The organism is Actinomyces sp. oral taxon 170 str. F0386, assembly GCF_000195595.1.
Classification (GTDB): Bacteria; Actinomycetota; Actinomycetes; order Actinomycetales; family Actinomycetaceae; genus Actinomyces.
Genome location: NZ_GL882517.1, coordinates 25,523 through 48,164, shown reverse-complemented (window position 1 = coordinate 48,164; position 22,642 = coordinate 25,523). Strand labels below are relative to the sequence as shown.

Annotated in this window: 23 protein-coding genes and 2 tRNA genes; 21 read left to right on the top strand and 4 right to left on the bottom strand. The window is 66.8% G+C overall.

Annotated elements, in window-relative coordinates; translation table 11 throughout:
* The first annotated feature begins 181 nt into the window (after nucleotides 1–181).
* From dnaN to HMPREF9056_RS02840, 16 genes are all read left to right on the top strand, one after another.
* On the top strand, nucleotides 182–1,312 hold the full coding sequence (gene dnaN / locus HMPREF9056_RS02905) for a DNA polymerase III subunit beta (RefSeq protein WP_034513545.1): 1,131 nt from the start codon (nucleotides 182–184) through the stop codon (nucleotides 1,310–1,312).
* 13 nt (nucleotides 1,313–1,325) lie between these two features.
* Nucleotides 1,326–2,543, top strand: a complete 1,218-nt coding sequence (gene recF / locus HMPREF9056_RS02900; RefSeq protein ID WP_009402622.1) for a DNA replication/repair protein RecF — start codon at nucleotides 1,326–1,328, stop codon at nucleotides 2,541–2,543.
* Nucleotides 2,536–3,243: a DUF721 domain-containing protein gene (locus tag HMPREF9056_RS02895; protein WP_009402620.1), complete on the top strand. Its 708-nt coding sequence runs from the start codon at nucleotides 2,536–2,538 to the stop codon at nucleotides 3,241–3,243. The genes recF and HMPREF9056_RS02895 overlap by 8 nt, the downstream gene beginning before the upstream one ends.
* A 317-nt stretch (nucleotides 3,244–3,560) precedes the next feature.
* Entirely contained in the window at nucleotides 3,561–5,588 is a 2,028-nt protein-coding gene (gyrB, locus tag HMPREF9056_RS02890; RefSeq protein WP_009402615.1) for a DNA topoisomerase (ATP-hydrolyzing) subunit B, read from the top strand.
* A gap of 68 nt (nucleotides 5,589–5,656) precedes the next feature.
* The gene (gene gyrA, locus HMPREF9056_RS02885) at nucleotides 5,657–8,338 is read left to right on the top strand and encodes a DNA gyrase subunit A (protein WP_009402613.1); all 2,682 of its coding nucleotides are present in this window, start codon (nucleotides 5,657–5,659) and stop codon (nucleotides 8,336–8,338) included.
* A complete protein-coding gene (locus tag HMPREF9056_RS02880; RefSeq protein ID WP_009402611.1) occupies nucleotides 8,335–8,820 on the top strand; it encodes a DUF3566 domain-containing protein in 486 nt (161 codons plus the stop codon). Before gyrA ends, HMPREF9056_RS02880 begins: the two co-directional genes overlap by 4 nt.
* A 49-nt stretch (nucleotides 8,821–8,869) precedes the next feature.
* Nucleotides 8,870–8,943, top strand: a tRNA-Ile gene (locus tag HMPREF9056_RS02875).
* Nucleotides 8,944–8,973: 30 nt separating this feature from the next.
* On the top strand, nucleotides 8,974–9,108 hold the full coding sequence (locus tag HMPREF9056_RS14855) for a DLW-39 family protein (protein ID WP_216593593.1): 135 nt from the start codon (nucleotides 8,974–8,976) through the stop codon (nucleotides 9,106–9,108).
* A 33-nt stretch (nucleotides 9,109–9,141) separates the two neighbouring features.
* A tRNA-Ala gene (locus HMPREF9056_RS02870) sits at nucleotides 9,142–9,214 on the top strand.
* 77 nt (nucleotides 9,215–9,291) lie between these two features.
* Nucleotides 9,292–9,669 carry a conserved domain protein gene (locus HMPREF9056_RS14540; RefSeq protein ID WP_009402609.1) on the top strand — a complete coding sequence of 126 codons (378 nt, stop codon included), beginning with the start codon at nucleotides 9,292–9,294 and terminating at the stop codon, nucleotides 9,667–9,669.
* Nucleotides 9,670–9,709: 40 nt separating this feature from the next.
* Nucleotides 9,710–10,099 carry a hypothetical protein gene (locus HMPREF9056_RS02865; RefSeq protein WP_034513543.1) on the top strand — a complete coding sequence of 130 codons (390 nt, stop codon included), beginning with the start codon at nucleotides 9,710–9,712 and terminating at the stop codon, nucleotides 10,097–10,099.
* On the top strand, nucleotides 10,096–10,299 hold the full coding sequence (locus tag HMPREF9056_RS02860; protein WP_009396338.1) for a helix-turn-helix transcriptional regulator: 204 nt from the start codon (nucleotides 10,096–10,098) through the stop codon (nucleotides 10,297–10,299). The genes HMPREF9056_RS02865 and HMPREF9056_RS02860 overlap by 4 nt, the downstream gene beginning before the upstream one ends.
* Nucleotide 10,300: 1 nt before the next feature.
* On the top strand, nucleotides 10,301–10,801 hold the full coding sequence (locus HMPREF9056_RS02855; RefSeq protein ID WP_009402604.1) for a MarR family winged helix-turn-helix transcriptional regulator: 501 nt from the start codon (nucleotides 10,301–10,303) through the stop codon (nucleotides 10,799–10,801).
* Between the two features lie 224 nt (nucleotides 10,802–11,025).
* Nucleotides 11,026–11,994, top strand: a complete 969-nt coding sequence (locus tag HMPREF9056_RS02850; RefSeq protein ID WP_009402602.1) for a zinc-binding dehydrogenase — start codon at nucleotides 11,026–11,028, stop codon at nucleotides 11,992–11,994.
* A 63-nt stretch (nucleotides 11,995–12,057) separates the two neighbouring features.
* On the top strand, nucleotides 12,058–12,507 hold the full coding sequence (locus tag HMPREF9056_RS02845) for a GyrI-like domain-containing protein (RefSeq protein ID WP_034513574.1): 450 nt from the start codon (nucleotides 12,058–12,060) through the stop codon (nucleotides 12,505–12,507).
* Complete coding sequence (locus tag HMPREF9056_RS02840; protein ID WP_009402598.1) at nucleotides 12,504–13,352, top strand: GyrI-like domain-containing protein; 849 nt, start codon at nucleotides 12,504–12,506, stop codon at nucleotides 13,350–13,352. Before HMPREF9056_RS02845 ends, HMPREF9056_RS02840 begins: the two co-directional genes overlap by 4 nt.
* A gap of 86 nt (nucleotides 13,353–13,438) precedes the next feature.
* Here HMPREF9056_RS02840 and HMPREF9056_RS02835 read toward each other — a convergent pair whose 3' ends face one another.
* On the bottom strand, nucleotides 13,439–16,279 hold the full coding sequence (locus HMPREF9056_RS02835) for a CshA/CshB family fibrillar adhesin-related protein (protein ID WP_172635230.1): 2,841 nt from the start codon (nucleotides 16,277–16,279) through the stop codon (nucleotides 13,439–13,441).
* A 335-nt stretch (nucleotides 16,280–16,614) separates the two neighbouring features.
* On the opposite strand from HMPREF9056_RS02835, the gene HMPREF9056_RS02830 reads away from it, so the two are divergent.
* Nucleotides 16,615–17,373: a DUF364 domain-containing protein gene (locus tag HMPREF9056_RS02830; protein WP_034513573.1), complete on the top strand. Its 759-nt coding sequence runs from the start codon at nucleotides 16,615–16,617 to the stop codon at nucleotides 17,371–17,373.
* 43 nt (nucleotides 17,374–17,416) lie between these two features.
* Here the strand turns inward: HMPREF9056_RS02830 and HMPREF9056_RS02825 are convergent, their stop codons facing one another.
* The gene (locus HMPREF9056_RS02825) at nucleotides 17,417–18,271 is read right to left on the bottom strand and encodes an aldo/keto reductase (protein WP_009402590.1); all 855 of its coding nucleotides are present in this window, start codon (nucleotides 18,269–18,271) and stop codon (nucleotides 17,417–17,419) included.
* A 136-nt stretch (nucleotides 18,272–18,407) separates the two neighbouring features.
* Entirely contained in the window at nucleotides 18,408–18,953 is a 546-nt protein-coding gene (locus HMPREF9056_RS02820; RefSeq protein WP_009402589.1) for a hypothetical protein, read from the bottom strand.
* A gap of 176 nt (nucleotides 18,954–19,129) precedes the next feature.
* Between HMPREF9056_RS02820 and HMPREF9056_RS02815 the strand changes: the two genes are divergently transcribed.
* Nucleotides 19,130–19,651 carry a peptidylprolyl isomerase gene (locus tag HMPREF9056_RS02815; protein WP_034513538.1) on the top strand — a complete coding sequence of 174 codons (522 nt, stop codon included), beginning with the start codon at nucleotides 19,130–19,132 and terminating at the stop codon, nucleotides 19,649–19,651.
* 164 nt (nucleotides 19,652–19,815) lie between these two features.
* The gene (locus HMPREF9056_RS02810) at nucleotides 19,816–20,655 is read left to right on the top strand and encodes a rhomboid family intramembrane serine protease (RefSeq protein ID WP_034513536.1); all 840 of its coding nucleotides are present in this window, start codon (nucleotides 19,816–19,818) and stop codon (nucleotides 20,653–20,655) included.
* 311 nt (nucleotides 20,656–20,966) lie between these two features.
* On the opposite strand, the gene HMPREF9056_RS02805 is transcribed toward HMPREF9056_RS02810, so the two are convergent.
* Nucleotides 20,967–21,467, bottom strand: coding sequence for a cell division protein CrgA (locus HMPREF9056_RS02805; protein ID WP_034513534.1), 501 nt, complete (start codon nucleotides 21,465–21,467; stop codon nucleotides 20,967–20,969).
* A 194-nt stretch (nucleotides 21,468–21,661) separates the two neighbouring features.
* On the opposite strand from HMPREF9056_RS02805, the gene HMPREF9056_RS02800 reads away from it, so the two are divergent.
* Nucleotides 21,662–22,435 carry a class E sortase gene (locus HMPREF9056_RS02800; RefSeq protein WP_034513532.1) on the top strand — a complete coding sequence of 258 codons (774 nt, stop codon included), beginning with the start codon at nucleotides 21,662–21,664 and terminating at the stop codon, nucleotides 22,433–22,435.
* Nucleotides 22,435–22,593 carry a hypothetical protein gene (locus HMPREF9056_RS14310; protein WP_009402583.1) on the top strand — a complete coding sequence of 53 codons (159 nt, stop codon included), beginning with the start codon at nucleotides 22,435–22,437 and terminating at the stop codon, nucleotides 22,591–22,593. Before HMPREF9056_RS02800 ends, HMPREF9056_RS14310 begins: the two co-directional genes overlap by 1 nt.
* The last annotated feature ends 49 nt before the right edge of the window (nucleotides 22,594–22,642 follow it).

The window sequence follows — 22,642 nt, the reverse complement described above, 5'->3', positions numbered from 1 at the left end:
GTGACGGGAGCGATTGCTACGGTCTACCGTCTACACTCTCGACCCAGGACTGCGCTGCGAGCAACGCGGTCCCCGTATGACGATCTGTCGGCGACCTGCCGGCACGCATGTTTCCTGCTCGGCTCATTGGTGGCACCCCGCTCCACTGACCGACCTACCACGATTGACGGAGGCACCTACCGTGAAGCTCAGGGTTGACCGAGACATCCTCGCCGAAGCCGTCACCTGGACTGCACGATCCGTGCCCGCCCGCCCACCGGTGCCGGTACTGGCCGGGGTGCGCCTGGAGGCCAAGGGCTCCAGCCTGGTCCTGGCGTCCTTCGACTACGAGGTCTCGGCCCACTGCGAAGTGGTCGCCGACGTCGAGGAGGACGGCGTCGTTCTCGTCTCCGGTCGGCTCCTGGCCGATATCGCCAAGGCCCTGCCGAACAAGCCCGTCGACCTGGAGGTCGAGGGCAACAAGGTGGCCGTCTCCTGCGGCTCGGCCCGCTTCTCCCTGGCGGCCATGGCCGCCGACGACTACCCGGCACTGCCGGTCATGCCCGCAGTCGCCGGAACCATCGACGCCCACGACCTGGCCCGCGCCGTCGCCCAGGTCTCCATCGCGGCCTCCCGCGACGACACCCTGCCCCTGCTCACCAGCGTCCAGATAGAGGTCGAGGGCAGCTCGCTCGTGCTCATGGCCACCGACCGCTACCGCCTGGCCATGCGGGAGCTGACCTGGTCGCCCGCCAACACGGATCTGTCCACGACGGCCCTGCTCAAGGCCCGCACCCTGTCCGACGTCGCCAAGTCCCTGACCTCCTCGGGTGACGTGACCGTGGCCCTCAGCAGCGAGTCGGCCGCCTCCAGCCTCATCGGCTTCGAGGCCGGAGGCAGGCGCACCACCTCGCTGCTCACCGACGGCGACTACCCGCCGGTGCGTCGTCTCTTCCCGGAGTCCACCTCGATCCACGCCACCGTGGGCACCGACGAGCTCATGGCGGCGGTGCGCCGCGTCAGCCTCGTCGCGGATCGCTCCACCCCCATCCACATGTCCTTCACCCAGGGAAACCTGGAGCTCGACGCCGGACAGGGCGATGACGCCCAGGCCACCGAGCAGCTCGTGGCCCACCTCGAGGGTGACGACATCTCGACCGCCTTCAACCCCGGGTACCTCCTTGACGGCCTGGGCGCCCTCAACCAGCCCTACGTCCGCCTCGACTTCACCCACGCCTCCAAGCCGGCGGTGCTCACCGGCATGGACTCCATCGGCGGCACCGAGGACTCCACCTTCCGCTACCTGCTCATGCCGATCCGCTTCGGAGCCTGAGACTCCACGGGGCATGTACGTCTCCGACCTCTCTCTGGACGACTTCCGCTCCTACCGGAACCTGGTCCTGTCCCTGGAGCCCGGCCCCAGCGCCTTCGTGGGATCCAACGGGCAGGGCAAGACCAACCTGGTCGAGGCCATCGTCTACCTGGCGACACTCTCCTCCCACCGGATCGGGGCCGACACCGCCCTCGTGCGACGAGCGGTGCCCGGTCAGAGTCAGCCGGCGGGCGCCGTCGTCCGCGCCCGAGCCGTCCACGGTGAGAGACCCAGCGTCCTGGAGATCGAGATCATCGCGGGCAAGGCGAATCGCGCCCGCCTCAACCGGGGCAGCTGCCGACCCCGCGATCTGCTCGGGGTGCTGCGCACGGTCGTCTTCGCCCCCGAGGACCTCTCCCTCGTACGCAATGAGCCCGGTGTGCGCCGGGGGTTCCTCGACGACCTCGTGGTCACGCTGCGCCCGGGTCTGGCCGGTGTGCGCGCCGAGCATGACAAGATCCTCGCCCAGCGCGCCAGCCTCCTGAAGTCCGCACGCGCCGCCCGCTCATCGACCGCCTCCATGCTCTCCACCCTGGAGGTCTGGGACACCCAGCTCGCCGCGGCGGCCGCCCGGCTCATCACCGCCCGGGTCGATGTCGTACGGCGACTGCGTCCCTGGGTGGCCTCCGCCTATGAGACCGTCTCAGGCAGCTCCGGGGAGCGCTCCCGCGCGCAGCTCGCCTACCGGTCGAGCCTGCTCGGCCACGAGGGATCCCCGGATCCCGACCCTCATGACGAGGCGGCCTGGCTCGCCGGCGAGGAGTCGCTCCTTGACGAGGCCGCCGTCACCACACGCCTGGAGAGCGCCATGGGCGAGCTTCACGCCCGCGAGATCGATCGCGGCGCGAATCTCGTCGGCGCGCACCGCGACGACCTGTCCCTGTTCCTCACCGGCCTGCCCGCCAGAGGATTCGCCTCCCACGGCGAGCAGTGGTCCCTGGCCCTGGCGCTGCGCCTGGCCTCCTACGACATGCTGCGCACCGATGTCGACGCCTACGGCGGGGACGGTGAGCCCGTCCTCATCCTCGACGACGTCTTCGCCTCCCTCGACGAGCAGCGCCGCCGCGCCCTGGCCCGGATGGTCGCCGGGGCCCAGCAGGTCCTGCTGACCGCCGCCGTCGACGACGACGTCCCCGCCGAACTCGCTGGCGCCCGGTACCGCGTGACCGACGGTGAGGTCACCCGTGGCTGAGCAGTTCGGGCCGACCGGCGCGCGGCCGGGTGGCAACGGCACCGGCGGCGGCCCCTTTCCCGATGTCCTCGCCCAGCGGGCGCTGACCCGCCAACGGGCCCGGGCCTGGGAGAAGGGGGACAGCCGTGTTCCCGCTCGCAGGCTGCGTGAGTCGGCCGACGGTTCCAGCGGGGGCGGCGGTACGGAGCGGACGGCGCCGTGGGACCAGCGGCGCGAGCTGGCCCGGGCGCTGGGTCAGAACCCGGACGACCCGGCCGATCGCGGCCCCGGACTGGCTCGCGGCCGTGACCGCCCCGGCCCCACCCCCTTCGACCCCCGCACCGGGAAGCGGGAGCTGCGCCGCATGGTGGCCGACAACGGCTGGGCCGGCAAGCTCGCGGTGGCCGGCGTCGTCGCCCGGTGGCAGACCATTGTGGGTGACCAGGTCGCCGAGCACTGCACGATCGAGTCCTTCGAGGCCGGACGCATCACCCTGCGCGCCTCGTCATCGAGCTGGGCCCAGCAGCTCCGCCTCCTCCAACCGACCATCGAGGCCCGGATCGTCGAGGCGCTGCGCTCGGGTCCCGGCGGACGCCAGGCCGGGGGCATCAGCACCGGGGACGGTGTGGAGCTGCGGATCCTGGGGCCGGCCGGCCCCTCCTGGAAACGGCGCGGCGTCGGCCTGCGCGGCGCTCGCGGTCCGCGCGATACGTACGGCTAGCAAGTACCATCGTGAGGACCTGGCGACTGTCGGCGTCGTCGGCGAGACATGAGGCAGACGCAAGACATCGCACGGCTCGGTGACCGACGCGCAACAGAGGTGACCACGGGCACGCTCCCAGCTGCCCTCAGCACGACGGTTCAGGACCCTTTCTACGCTAGAATGCGGTGAAACCGCCCAAGGTGCGCCCAGGACCGTCCTGATGTACCCACCTACGTGTGCGCACGATCCTCCTCAGGATCGTCGTGTGAAGGGCCCGGACGGAGACATCGGACCACTGAGGTCCCGATGCGCACAGATTGAGGAGCAACTGACACGTGTCTGACCAGGACGCCACTGTGAATCATGATTACGGAGCCTCGGACATCACCGTCCTCGAAGGGCTCGAGGCAGTCCGGAAGCGCCCCGGCATGTACATCGGTTCCACCGGTGAGCGCGGCCTGCACCATCTCGTCTATGAGGTCGTCGACAACTCCGTCGACGAGGCCCTGGCCGGCTACTGCGACCACATCGAGGTCACCATCCTGGCTGACGGCGGCGTGCGCGTCAGCGACAACGGGCGCGGCATCCCGGTCGACGAGCATCCCACCGAGCACAGGCCCACCGTCGAGGTCGTCATGACGATCCTGCACGCCGGAGGCAAGTTCGGAGGCGGCGGCTACGCGGTCTCCGGCGGTCTGCACGGTGTGGGCATCTCTGTGGTCAACGCCCTGTCCACCCGGGTGGACACTGAGGTCCGCCGTCAAGGATTCGTGTGGCGCATGTCCTTCGCCGACGGCGGGCGCCCCATCACCGAGCTCGTCAAGGGCGAGGCCACCGAGGACACCGGCACCACCCAGACCTTCTACCCGGACCCGAGCATCTTCGAGACGGTCGACTTCGACTACGAGACGCTGCGCCGTCGGTTCCAGCAGATGGCCTTCCTCAACAAGGGCCTGCGCATCACCCTGACCGACGAGCGCGTCGGCGTCCAGGATGCCGGGGACGAGATCACTGGTGACGACTCAGCCCCCGACGCCCCCGAGGTCGGCTTCCGCACCGACTCCTACTGCTACGAGCACGGCCTGCGTGACTACGTCGCCTTCCTCAACAAGTCCAAGAAGGCCGAGCTCGTCCACCCCGAGATCATCGACTTCGAGGCCGAGCAGACCCTGGGTGAGACCCACTCCATCAGCCTCGAGATCGCGATGCAGTGGACCAGCTCCTACTCCGAGTCGGTCCACACCTACGCCAACACGATCAACACCACTGAGGGCGGCACCCACGAGGAGGGCTTCCGCACGGCGCTGACGACGCTGGTCAACAAGTACGCCCGGGACAGGGGCCTGCTCAAGGAGCGCGACGACAACCTCACCGGTGACGACATCCGCGAGGGACTGACGGCCGTCATCTCCGTCAAGCTCTCCGAGCCCCAGTTCGAGGGCCAGACCAAGACCAAGCTCGGCAACACCGAGGCCCGCACCTTCGTCCAGCAGACGGTCTACGGGCAGCTGGGTGACTGGCTGGACTCCCATCCCAGTGACGCCCGCGCCATCATCACCAAGGCCTCCCAGGCCGCCGCCGCGCGCCTAGCCGCCCGCAAGGCCCGCGAAGCCACGCGTCGCAAGGGCGTCCTGGAGTCCGCCTCCATGCCCGGCAAGCTGCGCGACTGCTCCTCGAAGATCGCTGAGGAGTCGGAGATCTTCATCGTCGAGGGTGACTCCGCCGGTGGCTCCGCCGTCGGCGGCCGGGACCCCGAGCACCAAGCGATCATGCCGATCCGCGGCAAGATCCTCAACGTGGAGAAGGCGCGCCTGGACCGGGCCCTGTCCTCCGACACGATCCGCAGCCTCATCACCGCCTTCGGCACCGGCATCGGCGAGGACTTCGACCTCACCAAGCTGCGCTACGGCAAGATCGTCATCATGGCCGACGCCGACGTCGACGGCCAGCACATCGCCACACTGCTGCTGACCCTCCTGTTCCGCTACATGCGCCCCCTCATCGAGCACGGCCACACCTACATCGCCATGCCGCCGCTGTACCGGCTCAAATGGTCCAACGCCGAGCACGAGTTCGCCTACTCCGACGCCGAGCGCGACAAGCTGCTGGCCGTCGGCCAGGACAAGGGCCGCCGCCTGCCCAAGGACGGCGGGATCCAGCGCTACAAGGGCCTGGGTGAGATGAACGATCACGAGCTGTGGGAGACCACCATGGACCCCACGACCCGCATCCTCAAGCAGGTCACGCTCGACGAGGCCGCCGACGCCGACGAGACCTTCGCGATCCTCATGGGCGACGACGTCGAGCAGCGGCGCTCCTTCATCCAGCGCAACGCCTCCGACGTCCGCTTCCTGGACATCTGAGCGGCACCGAGCGACACGTGAACCGCCGGCCCGTTGCCGGCGACCTCCTCTGAACACGAAGGAATCCTGTGAGCGACGAAGTTGAAGAGATCATCGGCAACGAGGGGCTGACCGACGTCGTCACGCCCGAGCGCATCCAGCCGGTCGACCTCCAGATGGAGATGCAGCGCTCCTACCTCGACTACGCGATGAGCGTCATCGTGGGCCGGGCCCTGCCCGACGTGCGCGACGGGCTCAAGCCGGTCCACCGCCGCGTCCTGTACGCCATGTACGACGGCGGCTACCGCCCCACCGCCTCCTTCTCCAAGTCCTCTCGCGTCGTCGGCGAGGTGATGGGTAACTACCACCCCCACGGCGACAGCGCCATCTACGACGCTCTGGCCCGCCTGGTCCAGTGGTGGTCGATGCGCTACCCGCTGGTGGCCGGTCAGGGGAACTTCGGCACGCCCGGCAACCTGGGGCCTGCCGCCCCCCGGTACACCGAGTGCAAGATGGCGCCCTTGGCCATGGAGATGCTCCGGGACATCGACGAGGACAGCGTCGACTTCCAGGACAACTACGACGGCAAGAACCAGGAGCCGGTCATCCTGCCGGCCCGGTTCCCCAACCTCCTGGTCAACGGCTCCGAGGGCATCGCCGTCGGCATGGCCACCCGCATCCCTCCGCACAACCTGCGCGAGATCGCCCGTGGCGCCCAGTGGTACCTCGAGCACCCCGACGCCTCGCGTGAGGAGCTGCTCGACGCCCTCATCGAGCGGATCCCCGGACCCGATTTCCCCACCGGCGCCACCATCCTGGGCCGCCGGGGCATCGAGGACGCCTACCGCACCGGGCGCGGCTCCATCACCCAGCGGGCCGTGGTCAATGTCGAGGAGATCCAGGGGCGCCAGTGCCTCGTGGTCACCGAGCTGCCCTACCAGGTCAACCCCGACAACCTGGCCGACAAGATCGCCCAGCTCGTGCGCGACGGCCAGGTCACCGGCATCGCCGACATCCGCGACGAGACCTCCGGGCGCACCGGCCAGCGACTCGTCATCGTCCTCAAGCGCGACGCCGTCGCCAAGGTGGTTCTCAACAACCTCTACAAGCGCACTCAGCTTCAGGACAACTTCCCGGCCAACATGCTCGCCCTGGTCGACGGGGTACCGCGCACCCTGAGCCTGGACGGGTTCGTGCGCCACTGGGTGAGCCACCAGATCGACGTCATCGTGCGCCGTTCCCGCTTCCGCCTGCGCAAGGCCGAGGAGCGCCTCCACATCCTCGAGGGCCTGCTCAAGGCGATCGACGCCCTCGACGCCGTTATCGCCCTCATCCGGCGCTCGCCCACCACCGAGGAGGCCCGCACCGGCCTCATGGGCCTGCTGGACGTCGACGAGGCCCAGGCCGAGGCCATCCTCTCCCTCCAGCTGCGCCGCCTGGCCGCCCTGGAGCGCCTCAAGATCCAGCAGGAGTCCGAGGAGCTGCGCGCCCGGGTCAAGGACCTGCGCGAGATCATCGCCTCCCCGGAGCGTCAGCGGGGCATCGTCTCCGACGAGCTCGCCGAGATCGTCGAGAAGTACGGGGACGAGCGCCGCACCCGGATCGTGCCCTTCGACGGCGAGATGAGCATGGAGGACCTCATCCCCGAGGAGGACGTGGTCGTTACCATCACCCGTTCCGGCTACGCCAAGCGCACCCGCACCGACTCCTACCGCTCCCAGCACCGCGGCGGCAAGGGCATCCGCGGGGCCACGCTGCGCGAGGATGATGTCGTCGACCACTTCTTCGTCACGACGACGCACCGCTGGCTGCTGTTCTTCACCAACTACGGCCGCGTCTACCGGGCCAAGGGCTATGAGCTCCCCGAGGGCGGCCGCGACTCCAAGGGTCAGCACGTGGCCAACCTCCTGGCCTTCCAACCGGGTGAGGAGATCGCCCAGGTCATGGAGCTTCAGGACTATGACCAGGCCGACTTCCTGGTCCTGGCCACCCGCCGCGGTCTGGTGAAGAAGACGCGCCTGAGCGAGTACAACTCCAACCGCTCCGGCGGCGTCATCGCCATCAACCTGCGCCAGGACGAGGACGGCAACTACGACGAGCTCGTCTCCGCCAGGCTCCTGAGCACGGGCCAGGACCTCCTCCTGGTCTCCCACGCCGGTCAGTCGCTGCGTTTCCACGCCGACGACGACACCCTGCGCCCCACGGGCCGAGCCACCAGCGGCGTCACCGGCATGAGGTTCCGCGAGGACGACTACCTGCTGGCGATGGACGTCGTCGACCCCTCCTGGCAGGACGCCGACCTGTTCGTCGTCACCGAGGGCGGCTACGCCAAGCGCACCAACGTCGTCGACTACCCCGTCAAGGGCCGCGGCGGCCTCGGCGTCAAGGTCGCCAACCTTGTGGAGGCGCGAGGCAACCTCGTGGGTGCCTTGGTGACCGACTCCGGTGACGAGGTGCTGTGCATCATGGCCTCGGGCAAGGTGGTTCGCTCCGCCGTCGTCGAGGTCTCGCGTACGGGACGAACCACGCAGGGCGTGACTTTCGCCAAGCCTGACGCCGGGGACCGCATCATCGCGGTGGCTCGTAGCACCGAGCGGGACATGGAGGAGGCGGTCGACGCCGCCGATAGCGCCCCGAGTGCCGACTCGGCGGACTCCACCGGCGAGGAGCAGGCCCCCACGACCCCGGAAGGTGAGACTGGCGACTCTCCTGCGGACTCAGCGGCTGACACGGTAGCGTTGGAAGACAACGAGAGTGAGGTCGAAGCATGAGCCAGCCGGTTTCCATGTCCCCTGACGGCGGGCAGTCCGCAGGTGCCGCATCCATTGTGGGCGGTGCGGATGCGTCGGGCGGCAAGAGCAAGAAGAGCAAGAAGACCATCGCCGGACCGCGCCGCGTGCGCCTGGCGCTGACCCGGGTGGACCCGTGGTCGGTGATGAAGGCGAGCTTCCTGCTCAGCTTCGCCGGCGGCATCATGCTCATCGTCGCCACCGCGGTCGTGTGGTTCATGCTGGACGCCATGCACGTCTTCTCCACCATCGAGGAGCTCGTCAAGACGGTGGCCGGCGAGCGCTCCAACACCTTCTCTGCGATCGTCGCTTACCTGGAGCTGCCGCGAGCCCTGGCCGTCTCCACAATCATCGCCGTGGTGGACATGGTGCTTGTGACGGCACTGACCACCCTGGGCGCTTTTCTCTACAACATCACCGCCACCCTCGTTGGTGGGATCCATCTCACGCTGGCGGACGAGTAATCGGATTTGGTCTCCCGTGGCCGGGTAGGTTAATCTTCTCCGGTCGCAAGGGCCTATAGCTCAGTTGGTTAGAGCGCATCCCTGATAAGGATGAGGTCGCTGGTTCGAGTCCAGCTAGGCCCACCGTCCGCGGTGAGACGATGAGGAGGTTTCATGAGGAACCGTGCAGTCGTATCAGCCGCGGTCTTTTCGTTCCTGGCCGCAGCCGGCTATGCCGCGTGGCTCAGGTTCGAGGCGGCTCGCATGGAGCGAACCGCATGGGCTGAGGTCACTGATCCCGTCGATTAGGAACCGACGCGATGAGACGATCTCTTCCGAGAAGGGGCCATGGCGCAATTGGTAGCGCACCTGCTTTGCAAGCAGGGGGTTACGGGTTCGAGTCCCGTTGGCTCCACCGATAAAATCCGCTGAGGCATATCACATTGCTTCAGCGGATTTTCGGTGTAAGGCGTCGACATCTGAGGTGATCATATGGACTCCGTCTCGCTGGCGACCGGGGGCCTGTTCCTCTCATGGCTGGTCCACGACCTCGAGGAGCTGGCAACGATGCCCGGCTGGACGCATTCGGCGATGGATAGGATTCCCCTCCTGCCCGAGGACGTTCGGCGCAACGGTCTTTCTCGCGAGCAGGTCAATCTGGGGATCGGTGCCATGGGTGTTCTCATGGCGGCCGCCTCGGTCGAGGGCTACCGCATACGGAAAGTGACCTTGACTAGATGTCAAGGTCACTTTATAATGAGAGCATGGTCTCACGTTCTGTCAATACCAAGAAGGGTCTCGGTAGAGCCGTTTCCTTGGTGTTGTTCGTGTGCGCTGGACGCCCTTCTGGACCCTGCAATATCTCCGTGAGTCGCCCTTCTTTCCCGCTCCTGCGAGCGTGGAGGGTGTCATGAACAGAGACTACAAAGCCCACAGAGCCTACTTCCTTCGTTTCGGTATCGGTGCGGCTCTGTACTCCCTCGCCATCGTGGTGAGTGCCTTCTGGAGCCGTTCTCTGCAGGAGAGTCTGTGGCGCTTTGCCGTCTCCTTACTCCCCATGGTTGGGGTGAGTATCTGCGTATGGGCGCTGATGAGGTTTGCTCGAGAGGCGGACGAGATGCAGGTGCGCAAGCTCTTCGAGGGACTCATCCTGGCATCTGCCGGAACTATCTTCGTCTCCATCGCTTACGGATTCCTGCAGCACGTCGGGGCGCCCATGCTCAACTGGCACTGGATATCGGGTGTCTGGATCGTGTTCTACACGATCGGGATGATTCGCTCCGCCTGGCGGTACCGGTGAGGAACGATCTCAAGGTGCTGCGCGCCCAGCGCAGCTGGACCCAGGCCAGGCTCGCCGAGGAGCTGGGGGTCTCCCGCCAGACGGTCAACGCCCTGGAGGCCGGCCGCTACGACCCCTCCCTGCCTCTGGCTTTCACCATCGCGCGCGTCTTCGGCCTGACCATCGAGGAGATCTTCTTCCCCGACGACGACGCGTCCTAGGATGGCCACTGTGAGCCGCATTGTAGACATTCCGCCCCCGAGGCGGGGGCGTCGTGAGTTCGCCGAGGACACCGGGGTGCGGCTGGGCCTGCATATCAAGGCAGCGGAGCAGGCCATGATGGCTGCCAAGACCGAGGCCCTGCGGAGCTTCGGTGTCACAGTGGCCCAGTACGCCACCATGCTCTCCCTGTACTACGTGCCCGAGCAGTCGTCGGCCCAGCTGGCCAGGGCTGCTGCGGTCACTCCGCAGACGATGGCGACCGTTATCGCCAAGCTGGAGCAGAAGCGGCTCGTCACCCGGCACCCCTCCTCCGACCACGCCAAGGTCCTCATCGCCTCACTGACCCCCGAAGGCGAGGTCCTGGTTCTGTGTGCCGATGAGGCCGCGCGTCGCATTGAGCAGTGCATGGCGGAGGCCTTCTCCGCGAAGGAGCGCGAGCAGCTCACCGAGATGCTTGAGAGGGTCACTGCTCTCCTGCGGGGCAGTCTCAACGCCGAGTAGCGGCCGGGTGGTAGTCGGCCCCGTCCCAGGACCTGTGGTGACAGTGAAGCGCTTGTGCGGACGTGCCTGACGGCGCGGGTTCCCACCTCCTACCCCTCGAACACGAGCCCGAAGGTGCGGTCGCGAGGTCAGGACTGCTTCCACGGATCGTGAGGGACGTTGCCTCGCACGAAGTGTCAGTTACCTGATACGGTGTTAATTACTGATACAGAAAGGTGTCTCACATGAAGGCCATGCAGATCGTCAGCTTCGACGGCCCCGCCGGGCTGCGCTACCAGGATGCCCCCGCCCCCGAGCCCGGGCCGGGCCAGATCGCCGTGGATGTGGACTATGCCGGCGTCGGCTATGTCGAGGCGCTCTTCGCCGAAGGCTTCGTCCCTCTTGACCTGCCCTGGACTCCTGGACTGGAGGTGACCGGTCGTGTCCGCGCCCTCGGTGAAGGAGTGGGTGGATACCGGGTCGGGGACACCGTCGTCGCCCTGACCATCACCGGTGGTGGAGGCTACGGTCAGGTGGCCGTGGCACAGGCCGAGCTCGTCACGCCGCTGCCCGCCGGACTCGACCCGGTCCTGGCCGCTGCCGTTCCGGCCAACTCGACGACGGCGCTCGTCGCTCTGGAGGAGATCGCCCACCTGCGCCGCGGTGAGAGCGTGCTGGTCCATGCCGCCGCCGGTGGTCTTGGCTCGCAGATGGGTCAGGTGGCCCGGCTGCTCGGAGCGAGTCGCGTCGTCGGTGTCACCCGCAGCGAGGCCAAGCGTCAGGAGATCCTGGACCTGGGCTATGACGAGGCCTGGCTCACCGAGGACCTCGCTGACGTCGAACCCGCCCAGTTCGACGTCATCGCTGATCCTGTTGCCGGTCCGTCCAGGCTGCGCAGCCTCGACCTGTTGCGCACAGGTGGCCGGCTTCTGGTCCTGGGTGATGCCTCCCAGGAGGAGGATCAGCGGGTGAGCACCACGTCACTGTGGCTGCGAGGCATTGGTGTCATCGGCTTCAACCTCGGGGCGTTCAGCCGGGTAGACCCTGCGCTCGTCGGACGCCACCTGAGGCGTGCGGTGGAGCTCGTGGCGGCCGGAGAGCTCAGCGTCCACGTCACCGACCAGGTCCCGATCCAGGATGCTGCGCAGGCCGTCGCCGCCGTCCGCTCAGGCTCCACCACCGGCAAGATCATCCTGGCCCACGTTCAGGACTGACGGCCCCCAGGTCCGCAAGAATCGTCGGTGACCTCCGGGAGCCATGCGAGCATCATGGTGCGCATGAGAGAAACGATCAACTCCTTCGACGTCGTCGGACTGCCTCTTCGGACATCGAACCGTGAGGCGGCCCGAACCATTCCTCCTCACTGGCGGGCCGCCGCCGACGCCGGAATCCTCGAATCCGGGGAACAGGGTGCCGGCTCTGGTATCTACGCTGTCTACACCGACTACGAGACTCCCGGCGACGATGTCGACGGCGTCTACACCCTCGTCATCGGCAGGCGCACTGAGGTCGGGGGTCCGGTTCCTCCGGGCCAGGTGACTGTGACGGTCCCGGCCTCTACTCGCGAGATCGTCACGGTGGCCGACGCCCGTCCCGAGAGTGTCTACCAGGCGTGGGTGGGCGTCTGGGAACGTGCCGATCTGGCCCGTGACTACCGCGCCGACTACGAGTACTACGGGCCGGACGGCTCGACCCACCTGTCCATCGGTGTCCTGTCGGACGCATGAGGGCCGAGCAGTATCAGCGCCACCTCGACGCCGTCACCGACTACATCTACGCCCATCTCGACGACGACCTCAGCCTGGAGATCCTCGCGCACGTCTCGGGCTTCTCCGCGTATCACTGGCACCGCATCTACCGAGCGGTGCGCGGGGAGACGGCCGCTCAGACCGTGCGCCGTCTCCGCCTGGAGCGGGCGGCAGCCATGCTCACCGAGACCTCGTGGCCGGTGGAACGAATCGCCCGGGAAGCCGGATTCACCGGCACCGAGGTCTTCAGCCGATCCTTCCTCCGCTCCTACGGGACGACCCCAGGCCGATTCCGCACCGGCGAGTTCCCGGCATCGCCCGGCTCGCCGGTGATGAGCAGCGGTTCTGGCTCGACGTCGTCGGCGAGAGAGACTCCGGAGTGGCCGGTGCGCGTGGAGGCGCGGTTCGGCCACCGACTCGCCGTATCCGAGCATCGTGGGGCGTATATGGATATCGGCCGGGCATTCAGCCGAGTCAGAGACCGTATGGGAGCCGGGAGCCCGATGGTCGCCATCTATGAGGACGATCCTGACGCCGTTCCCCGAGCCGATCTGCGCTCAGCGGCTGGGACCGTCGTCGATCCCGGCACGACGATCCCCCACGACCTCGTCGAGAGGACAGTGCCGGCCGGACGGTACGCGATCATGCATTACGTCGGCCCCTACTCCTCGATGCATGCCGCCTACCTGTGGCTCTACGGCCAGTGGCTGCCGAGCTCGGGCGAGGAGCCGCGAGACCATCCGATCGTCGAGGAGTACCTCACCGATCCGGCGACCACCCCGCCCGCCCACGCGGTTACCGACATCCTCCTGCCACTCCTGTGAGAAGTCCGGTTTAAGGATTCATGCAGATGGGCCGCAGACACTGGGTGCCTGCGGCCCATCGGGTACGTCCCGGCAGTCCGTTCAGCTCACGAGTCCCGGGCGCGACGGCGGTGCCGGGCCTGGACGAGTACGGCCAGCGCCGTGATTCCCAGCAGGACCCCTCCGGCGATGAGGTAGGTGGTGGCGGCGCTTCCTCCGGTGAGGGGGATGGCGGGAACCACCGACTTGCGGTTGGAGATGTTGCCCAGCGCCACCACCTGGTCCTGAGTGGAGATGGTGATGGTGTGGGGTGTGGCGTCGAGGATGTAGCCGGCCGGCGCCCTGGTCTCAATGAGCCGGTAGGAGCCGTAACCCAGGTCCGTCAGCTTGAAGGCACCGGGGTTCGCATCGGTGTCCAGGCCGCCCTGGGTGCAGCTGTCTGTGCAGTCGGTGATGGTGCGGGCCAGATCCGGCAGGGGCTCGCCGCTGGGGTCGAGGGGTGTCAGCGACCACTGGGCTCCCTTGATGGCGTTGCCCCGCTCATCGGTCTTGGTCCAGGTGGCCGACCCCTTGATCCGGCTGTTGGTGAGCTGGCCAAGGTCGAGGGTGGGAGTGGCGTCGTCATCGCCGGCGGCGGGCGCCGATCCGTCCAGGGTCTTGGTCAGTGTCTCACCGGAGATCTGGTATCCGGTTGGTGCCTGGGTCTCGGTGAGGGAGTACTCGCCCCAGGTCAGCCCAACGACCTTGAAGTACCCGGCTCGGGGATCCTGATCGACGGAACCGTTGGGACAAGCGGCCTCGCCGCTGCCAGTGGCGCAGTCGGCCACCTCCACCTGGCCGTTGTTCACGGAGCTCGAGGCCAAGGTGAAGACCGTCCCTGCCAGGGCATTGCCGGCGTCGTCGACCTTGCTCCAGATGACTTGGCCGGGCAGGGCGGTGTTGAGGACCGTGCACGTCATCCATTCGCCGGTGGCGAGATCCAGGGTCTTCGAGGCGGCGTCGAGAGTCGACGCCGGATTCCTGAGATCCGAGTTCGGGTGCGGTGCGCAGGTGATGGTGGCCTTGTACCCGGCGGACTTGGCCGATGAGGAGGACTCGGACAGGACCGTCTTGCCCTGGGGCAGGTAGGACGCGCTGAAGCCACCGGCTCCGGAGACCGCAGTGCCGCTCTTGGGGGAGGCGGTGAGTGTCCAGTCGTTGGCGGACAGGCCCAGAGACCCGGCCGCCGTGTTGTCGACCTCCTTGACCATGGTGAGATTGGGGAGCTGGACCTGAACCTGGTGGTCCTCGACCTCTCCGTTGAGCGCAATGCCGGTGGGCTGAGGGTCCTCGGCCGCCTGACCGTTGGCCAGTGGGCCGGTGATGCGCAGACGCATAAACGTGGCTGCGCCATCGCCGTTGAGAGTGCTTCGCTTGGCGCCCTGGGGGACGGTCCAGGTCAGATTGGCCTTGCCGGCTCTGGAGCAGGAGGTCACCTCGGAGCGCTCATCGGAGGAGAAGGAGCCGTCCCGATTCCAGTCGACCCAGCCGGCGACCTTGGTGTCGGTGCCCGAGCAGCTGATCTGCTGGCTCCACTTCTGACCGATGTCGGTCCAGATGACTCGGTCCCAGTCGTCGGGCAGAGCGTCCTCGTCATCGGTGTCGGTGACGTCGTCACCCGAGGCGTCGGTCGTCTGAGCGATGCCCTCGTCGGTGTCCGTCAGAGCTCCTAGACGGACGAGCGCGGACTTGGCGGTGGCCATACGGTTCTGGTCCGCGGCCTGGCTGAGGTTGTACCAAATTCCTGGTTCAGCCTGGTCCGGACCTGTTTGAGGCGGAATGTTGCTCTGACCGCGGCCGGATAGTAGTCCGCCGCTCCATAAGGGCTGGAACACGCTACCAGCGGCGCCATACGTTGCCGGTGCGTCTCCCAGATCGATGTAGGACACGACGCCGAGGGCGACCGCGCTGTTACCGCCGCCGTGAATCTCAACGTAGCCACTCTTGCTGTTGCTGATGAACATCACAGAAGAAGGGCCGTAACCCCTACTGATTTGATAGCTGCACTCACCGGCATCCGGGCGCAGCTTGAGACCCCGCCTTGTTCCGGATGCCGTTGAAATATCAAGTACTCCCACCCAAGAATTCGTGGTGCATCCAGCGGTTCGGGCGCTCTCCATCAGGTAGTAGGAAACATTCTGACCCGGATTGCTGGGTTCTGGGGCTACAGAAATATATTCCTGTGATCCCTGAGCACTCCAGTTGGAGGCTTCGGCGTCCGCGAACACCATTCCCTCCATCGGAACCTCGGTCTTGTTGGGAAAGTTCTCCAGATCAGCCTTGCGTGGCTGGGTGGAGGAAGTGACGACGTATGCCTGGCAGTCGATCTTGAATTGATGGGTTGATGCGTCCTGGAGATTGGCGATACCGAGGGGCAGGTTGGATGAGGTGACATTAGGATTCTTGGCAACGCCGGCCGAGTAGTTCCTGCCATCGTTGTAGAGGCGGGCAAGACCGTCACCCCACCAGGATCCTGGCTTGTACTCGACCTGTATGCCGGCGTGTGTCGTTAACTTGGGATCGTTGCGCCCTGCAGCCGTGGTTCGTACGTCGGAGATTGTGCATCGACTGGTACGCCATAGGTCGCTAGAAATCTGTGAAGGAGTGGACCACGTGACGCCGGATGCTCCGTCGGGAAGGATTCTTTTCGAGTTCTCCCACCGGGTGTTGGTCATTCCTGTCCAGTCGATCCAGTCGATCACCCGAGTGAATTTTCCTCCTCCGGATGGATTGCCGTGAACAGCCTCCGCCTGGGGGACCGGAAGCGCGACAGTACCCAGCACGGTACTGGCCAGGGCCAGAGCGGAGATCGAGGCGCCAGCCCGTCTACGTCGACGCGAACGACATGATGACCGACGCGCTGACGTCAGCGCTGGCCGGTGTGATCGAACGAAAAGGCGGCGAAGCATGGAGAGGTACCTCGGTTCAGGAGCATGGGCCTTGCCACGGTAGCATCGAGGTAATTAACTGAGAATCTGGTGAGAGTCCTCGCAACTTAACAGCAATCAATATTACGGTTGAGTGTCGTCACTATCTACGTCATCGGTTGGAAAGTAATTCTTCGGTGATCTTTCGGCGCGGGCGAGCACGTGGTTCCACAGGAAGAACCCGGTGAGGGTTTGCCGTTGCTGACACGATGTTGTGCGGGACCGTGAGACGGCCGAACTCAAAGGGCTGCGTCGTCGGTCGGGACTGCTTAGGATAGGTGAGGCTCAGTTACTACGTGGTGCAGGAGGATGAGGTCATGTCACAGCCCTGGGAGATCTACGACACGCTTCTTGACGGACTGCCCGGCGACGTCGTTGTGCGGGCGTCGGGTCAGGGGGCGCGTTGGACCCGTGTCCTCAACTCCGCCGGCGGTGTCGGCACGGCCTGGACCATGGATGTCCGCAGCCGCCCGGCCCTCGCTGATGGTTCGCTCGACGGCCGACCGCTGCGCGACGTCGGTGCCCTGGTGAAGTCCTGGAACCTCGCCGAGGCCAGTATCGGCCAGGCCGCTATCAACTCCTGGTACTCGCGTGAGGAGACGGCCGCCGCCAACGGGTTCGAGCCCACCGGGGAGGGATTGACCTGGCGTCAGGTCTTCGATCCCTACCAGAAGATGATTGCCGGTAGGAAGGTCGCAGTGATCGGGCACTTCCCCTTCGCCGAGGCCGCTCTGGCCGGTGCCGGGGAGTACATCTGCCTCGAGCGCAACCTTCAGCCCGGCGACTGGCCGGACAGCGCCTGCGAGTACGTCCTGCCCGAGTGCGACGTCGTCTTCATCTCCTCATCGAGCTTCGTCAACAAGACCGCGCCCAGGCTCATCGAGCTCTCCCGTGATGCGCACACGGTCCTCGTCGGCCCGTCGACGCCGCTCAACCCGGTGCTCCTCGACTACGGTGTGGACACCGTCACCGGCTTCATCGCAGCGCGCTCGCTCTCCGACCCGGCCGCCCTGGCTGAGCTGGTGCCGGCCGGTGACATCGGACCCGGCTTCCGGGTCCACCGCCACCGGGTCTGAGACGAAATGGACAAGCCGCCGGGGTGACGCAGGGGCGCGCCGCTCAGACCTGGACCTGGTCGGGGTGGGACCCGGTGCGCACCCCCTGGTCCAAGGCGTCCAGCGCCGCCATGTGAGCGTCGTCGAGAGTGAAGCCGATGACGTCGGCGTTGGCGATCATGCGCTCACGGTGAGTCGACTTGGGGATGACCACGAGCCCGTTCTGCAGGTGCCAGCGGATGATGACCTGGGCCGGGCTCACCCCAACGGCCTCGGCGATCCTCACGACGACGGGATCCGTCAGCAATCTGCCCCGCCCCAGCGGTGACCAGGACTCCGTGGCGATGCCCATCTGCGCGTGCGTCGAACGCAACTCGGACTGGGCCAGCCAGGGGTGCAGCTCGATCTGGTTGACCGCCGGAACCACGCCTGTGGCCTCCACGATCCGGCGCAGGTGGTCGGGCTGGAAGTTGGAGACGCCGATAGCGCGCACCCGTCCGCTGTGAAGGATCTCGATCATGGTGCGCCAGGTGTCCACCAGGTCGATCCCGGTCGACGTGGCCAGTGGCCAGTGGACGAGGAACAGGTCGAGAACCTCCAGTCCCAGCGCTCCCATCGTGGCGTCGAGGCTGCGCAGCGCGTCGTCGCGCCGATGGTTGGGATTGTCGAGCTTGGAGGTGACGAACAGGTCCCGGCGCGGCAGACCGCAGGCGGCGATCGCTCGCCCCACCCCGGCCTCGTTGCCATACATCTGGGCGGTGTCGATGTGCCGGTAACCCACTGCCAGGGCATCGCGGACCACGCACTCGGCCTCGTCGTCGGGGATCTTGTAGGTACCGAGTCCCAGCTGGGGGATGAGCACCTCCTCCCCGTTGGTTCCGCGAGTCAGGGCGATGGTGGGAACGGACAGCGCGCACATGCCTCCCAGGCTACCCGCGGCGTGTGACGACGTCGCCGGGGGAGGGACTGCGTTTCAGTACGACGGCCTCACGAGACGACGACGCCGCGCGGGTGGGAACCGGCGCGGCGTCGTCGTTGACGGGTCTGTGATGCTCTCAGGCCTGAGCGTCTTCGGGGCTGATGCCGTAGCCGGCCTCATCCTCGGTGGAGTCGGCCCAGTACTCCTCGGCCCACGGGTCCTCGACCGGCTGGCTACGACGCCACACGACGTAGGCGCCAGCAGCGGCCGCGCCGGCGACGGCCAGCCAACCCAGGGTCTTGAGCACGCGGTGCTTCTTCTGCTTCTTCACGGGAACCTCCAATGCGGCGGACTTTGCGGCAACAGCCACGCGCTGGGCGCGCTCTGTCAGGGTACCGTCCTTACCCGCGGCGGCCTGGGCAGCCACGGCGGCGCGCTGCGCACGTGGAATGTAGTCCTCGACAACCCGCTGGCGAGCCTCATGGACCACCGGCTCCAGACGCTCCTGTGCGTCCTTGGCCCTGCGCCCTACCTCCTCGGCGGCCTTGCTCACGTGCGGAGCCGCCCACAGGGCGGCCCGCTCAGCCTGATCGACGACGGACCCGGCGAAGGATGCTGCCTCCTTGCGCAGATGAGTAGTGTCGAGTTTCTTGTCGCAGCATATTTTCGTCAGGCAGGACATGATCGCCTCCCAGGTCGGATACGGATACAGACGGTCGTTGTGTAACGTGCACCAATGTTCGCACCGTTGGGCGATCGCGCCCACAAGATGTCCAGGCGTTTTGCCTGGGGTGAACAGTGCCGCACACCGCTCAGGGTTCATGCCGACAGGCGCGGCGGCGTGCCACCATGGCCCCTATGGAAGCGACTCTTCACACCAACCTCGGCGACATCCGCCTGGAGCTCTACCCCGAGCAAGCGCCCGAGACCGTCTCCAACTTCGTGGGGCTGGCCACCGGCCAGAAGGCCTGGACGGATCCCCGTACCGGAGAGGAGTCCCACGCACCCCTGTACGACAACGTCATCTTCCACCGCGTCATCCCCGGCTTTATGATCCAGGGCGGCGACCCGCTGGGCACCGGTACCGGCGGCCCCGGCTACGTCTTCGACGACGAGATCGACGCCTCCCTGACCTTCGCCGCCCCTTATGTCCTGGCCATGGCCAACGCCGGTCGCCGCCTGGGCAAGGGCACCAACGGCTCACAGTTCTTCATCACCACCGCCCCCACCGAGTGGCTCCAGGGCAAGCACACGATCTTCGGCGCCGTCACCGATGAGGCCTCTCGCGGCGTCGTCGACGCGATCTCCGCTGTTGAGACCGATCCGCGCGACCGCCCGGTGCAGGATGTCATCATCACCTCGGTGGAGATCACCGAGTAGCCGCGAGGAGGGCGCTGAGACACCAGCAGTCACCAGTACCGGGTGTGATTCGCCCCTGTGACGCCGTCGGGACCAGTATCCCGGCGGCGTCGTCGTACCCGGCCCGCCACACCACAACATGCTGAGCCTTGATCGTCCGCCGATCATCCCCACAGGAGTACTCGATGACCTCAACGAATCCATCCACTGAGCAGGCCCCGCCGGTGTGCCCCCGCCACCCGGAGACGGTGGCCTACGTGCGTTGCCAGCGCTGCGACCGACCGGCCTGCCCGGCCTGCCAGGTTCCCAGCTCCGTGGGCGTGCACTGCGTGGACTGCGCCCGTCAGTCGCAGGCCGGCCGGCGCCAGGCGCGCACGCTCCTGGGCGGGGCCATGGTCTCCGACGCCGTCATCACCAAGGTGCTCATCGGCCTGTGCGTCGTCGCCTACGCGCTTGAGGTCTTCGCCCCCGCTCTGGACTCCTGGCTGGCCTTCGTGCCGGTGGCGGCCGCCTACGAGCCCTGGCGGTTCCTGACGACCGCCTTCCTCCACGCGAACTACATGCACCTCGGCTTCAACATGTGGGCTCTGTGGGTGCTGGGCGGCGCCCTCGAGCCGGTGCTCGGGCGCTGGCGCTTCACCGCCGTCTACCTGCTCAGCGCCCTGGGCGGTTCGACGGCGATCTACTGGCTCTCCTGGCCGGACACCAACTCCTGGGTCACGATGACGGTGGGGGCCTCAGGAGCGGTCTTCGGTCTGTTCTCCACCATGTTCGTGGTGCAGCGGCGCTTCGGGCGGGACACCTCGGGAATCGTGGCGCTCCTGGCGGTCAATGCCGTCGTCTCCTTCCTGGGGGCCAACATCTCCTGGCAGGGGCATCTCGGCGGACTCGTCGTCGGGGGGATCATCGCAGCGGTCTACGCGTGGGCGCCCCGCGGGAAGCGGAAGGCCGTGGGGATCGCCGGAACCGCGGCGGTCCTGGCGGTGCTCGTGGGACTCAATGTCGCTCGGGCCCTCATCGCCTGACCTGCCGCCACCGCCCGGACGAGAGGCAATGACATCGGTGGAAGAACATACGTGTGGTTCATCCACACCTGGGGACACAGGTGTGGAAACACATCGGTGTAGTTATCCACAGGTGTGTCCACACTTGGGGAAAGTCGGGGTGAGTTGTGGGGACGCGTCTATCCACTGATCCACAGGATGTCTGTGGACCGCTGTGGCCGGCCGGGGGACGGGGCGGCACGGCTGCGGGTACGACGAGGCCCCCGAGCCTGTGCTCGGGGGCCTCGGGGGCGGGTCGGTCGGCGCGCCTCTGGCGGACGCGCCAGGTTGTGCTACTTCCAGCGCAGCAGGCCGAGGAATCCCGACATCATGATGAGGAATCCGATGTAGAGGTTGCCGTTGAACAGCCAGTCGGTGGCGTGGTGCTTGGCGAAGTACGGCAGCGGGTACAGACCGTTGAACAGGTAGGTGGTGACCACCCACAGCAGTCCGATGACCATGAGCGTCACCATCGTGGGGGCGTACCAGCGCGGTGAGGCGGTGTCCTTGACCTTGGTGGGGGTACGTGAGACCCGGTTCGCCGCAGCGCGCGACTCCTCCTCGAGGGCCTTGGCCGCCTTGGCCGGGTTGCCCGAGCGCTCAGGGTGCTTCTTCTTCGACGACGAGCTCTTCTTCGTGTCCTTGTCCGCCTTGTCCTTCTTCTCGGAGGCGGTGGCGATCTTCTGGGAGTCCTTCGCTGAGCTCTTCGCGCCGCTCTTGCCGGAGCTCTTCTTCGAGACCTTCTCCGAGCCCTTGTCGGCGTCGTCCTTGGTGGACTTCTTCTCCGAGGTCACCCTGGGTCTCCTCACTGGTTGGGGGTGGTGGCGCCGGACCACCGCAATACATCCGGGCCTAGCCTAGGACATGCGAAGAAGCTTCCTCACGGTGTGCTCTGTGATACGTCCACCACTCCCGGCTGGTCATGGGCGGGGTGTGTCACCTTAGACTGGCCGCTAACCCGATGATGTCTCAGTCTCGAGGAGGGGCGATGGCTAGAGGAGGTCTTGTGCGACATCGTGCACCTGGCCAGAGCCGTGCTGTACGAATCTTCAACGGCACCTTGACCGGGATCGGCGAGCTGCTCATCACCGCAGGTCTCGTCGTGGCGCTGTTCCTCGTCTGGCAGCTGTGGTGGACCGGTATCGACGCCAATGCCAGTGCGCAGGCGGTGGCCACCCAGTTCCACGACAAGCAGGTCGAGTCCCCGAAGACCGAGGGCACCAAGCACTACGACGATCCCCCGGTGATGGAGAAGGTCGGTTACGGCGAGACCATCGGGATGCTCGTCGTCCCCAAGTGGTACGGCGTCACGAACAACAACATGCCCATCATGGAGGGCACCGGCTCCGACGTCCTGGACCAGGCGGCGGCGGGCCACTACCCCGACTCCCAGCAGCTCGGGGAGCTGGGCAACTTCGCCATCGCCGGGCACCGCCGCACCTACGGCAACTCCTTCCGCCGCATCGACCTTCTCCAGGAGGGCGATGAGATCGTCGTCTCCACCGCCAACACCTGGTACGTGTTCAAGGTGACCGGTCACGAGCTCGTCCAGCCCGAGCAGGTGGAGGTCATCGCCCCGGTGCCCAACCAGCCCGACGTCCAGCCAACCGAGCGGTACATCACGCTGACCACCTGCCACGGGTCGACCACCGGCGAGTTCGGCAACGACCAGCGCTGGATCGTCCACGCGAAGTTCGAGTACTGGATGGACCGTGCCGAGGGGCGCCCGGCGTCGGTGCTCAACGACCCAGGGGTCAACTGATGTACGGCTTCATCTGGCGCCACCTGCCCGGGCCGGCCTGGCTCAAGGCCATCGAGGCACTCATCCTCACCGCCGGGATCGTCTACGTGCTCATGCAGTACGTCTTCCCCTGGGCCAACGCCACCTGGCACATCTCCGGCAACGCCGACGTCGGCTGACGCCCGCCTCAGGCCTCACGGGGCGCGACCGCTCTCAAGCGGTCGCGCC

What these genes read in the sequence shown, in the direction of transcription:
- recF (WP_009402622.1), top strand. Translation starts at nt 1,326, where the DNA reads ATGTACGTCTCCGACCTCTCTCTGGACGACTTCCGCTCCTACCGGAAC.
- HMPREF9056_RS02880 (WP_009402611.1), top strand. Translation starts at nt 8,335, where the DNA reads ATGAGCCAGCCGGTTTCCATGTCCCCTGACGGCGGGCAGTCCGCAGGT.
- HMPREF9056_RS14855 (WP_216593593.1), top strand. Translation starts at nt 8,974, where the DNA reads ATGAGGAACCGTGCAGTCGTATCAGCCGCGGTCTTTTCGTTCCTGGCC.
- HMPREF9056_RS14540 (WP_009402609.1), top strand. Translation starts at nt 9,292, where the DNA reads ATGGACTCCGTCTCGCTGGCGACCGGGGGCCTGTTCCTCTCATGGCTG.
- HMPREF9056_RS02865 (WP_034513543.1), top strand. Translation starts at nt 9,710, where the DNA reads ATGAACAGAGACTACAAAGCCCACAGAGCCTACTTCCTTCGTTTCGGT.
- HMPREF9056_RS02855 (WP_009402604.1), top strand. Translation starts at nt 10,301, where the DNA reads ATGGCCACTGTGAGCCGCATTGTAGACATTCCGCCCCCGAGGCGGGGG.
- HMPREF9056_RS02850 (WP_009402602.1), top strand. Translation starts at nt 11,026, where the DNA reads ATGAAGGCCATGCAGATCGTCAGCTTCGACGGCCCCGCCGGGCTGCGC.
- HMPREF9056_RS02845 (WP_034513574.1), top strand. Translation starts at nt 12,058, where the DNA reads ATGAGAGAAACGATCAACTCCTTCGACGTCGTCGGACTGCCTCTTCGG.
- HMPREF9056_RS02840 (WP_009402598.1), top strand. Translation starts at nt 12,504, where the DNA reads ATGAGGGCCGAGCAGTATCAGCGCCACCTCGACGCCGTCACCGACTAC.
- HMPREF9056_RS02835 (WP_172635230.1), bottom strand. Translation starts at nt 16,279, where the DNA reads ATGCTTCGCCGCCTTTTCGTTCGATCACACCGGCCAGCGCTGACGTCA.
- HMPREF9056_RS02830 (WP_034513573.1), top strand. Translation starts at nt 16,615, where the DNA reads ATGTCACAGCCCTGGGAGATCTACGACACGCTTCTTGACGGACTGCCC.
- HMPREF9056_RS02825 (WP_009402590.1), bottom strand. Translation starts at nt 18,271, where the DNA reads ATGTGCGCGCTGTCCGTTCCCACCATCGCCCTGACTCGCGGAACCAAC.
- HMPREF9056_RS02820 (WP_009402589.1), bottom strand. Translation starts at nt 18,953, where the DNA reads ATGTCCTGCCTGACGAAAATATGCTGCGACAAGAAACTCGACACTACT.
- HMPREF9056_RS02815 (WP_034513538.1), top strand. Translation starts at nt 19,130, where the DNA reads ATGGAAGCGACTCTTCACACCAACCTCGGCGACATCCGCCTGGAGCTC.
- HMPREF9056_RS02810 (WP_034513536.1), top strand. Translation starts at nt 19,816, where the DNA reads ATGACCTCAACGAATCCATCCACTGAGCAGGCCCCGCCGGTGTGCCCC.
- HMPREF9056_RS02800 (WP_034513532.1), top strand. Translation starts at nt 21,662, where the DNA reads ATGGCTAGAGGAGGTCTTGTGCGACATCGTGCACCTGGCCAGAGCCGT.
- HMPREF9056_RS14310 (WP_009402583.1), top strand. Translation starts at nt 22,435, where the DNA reads ATGTACGGCTTCATCTGGCGCCACCTGCCCGGGCCGGCCTGGCTCAAG.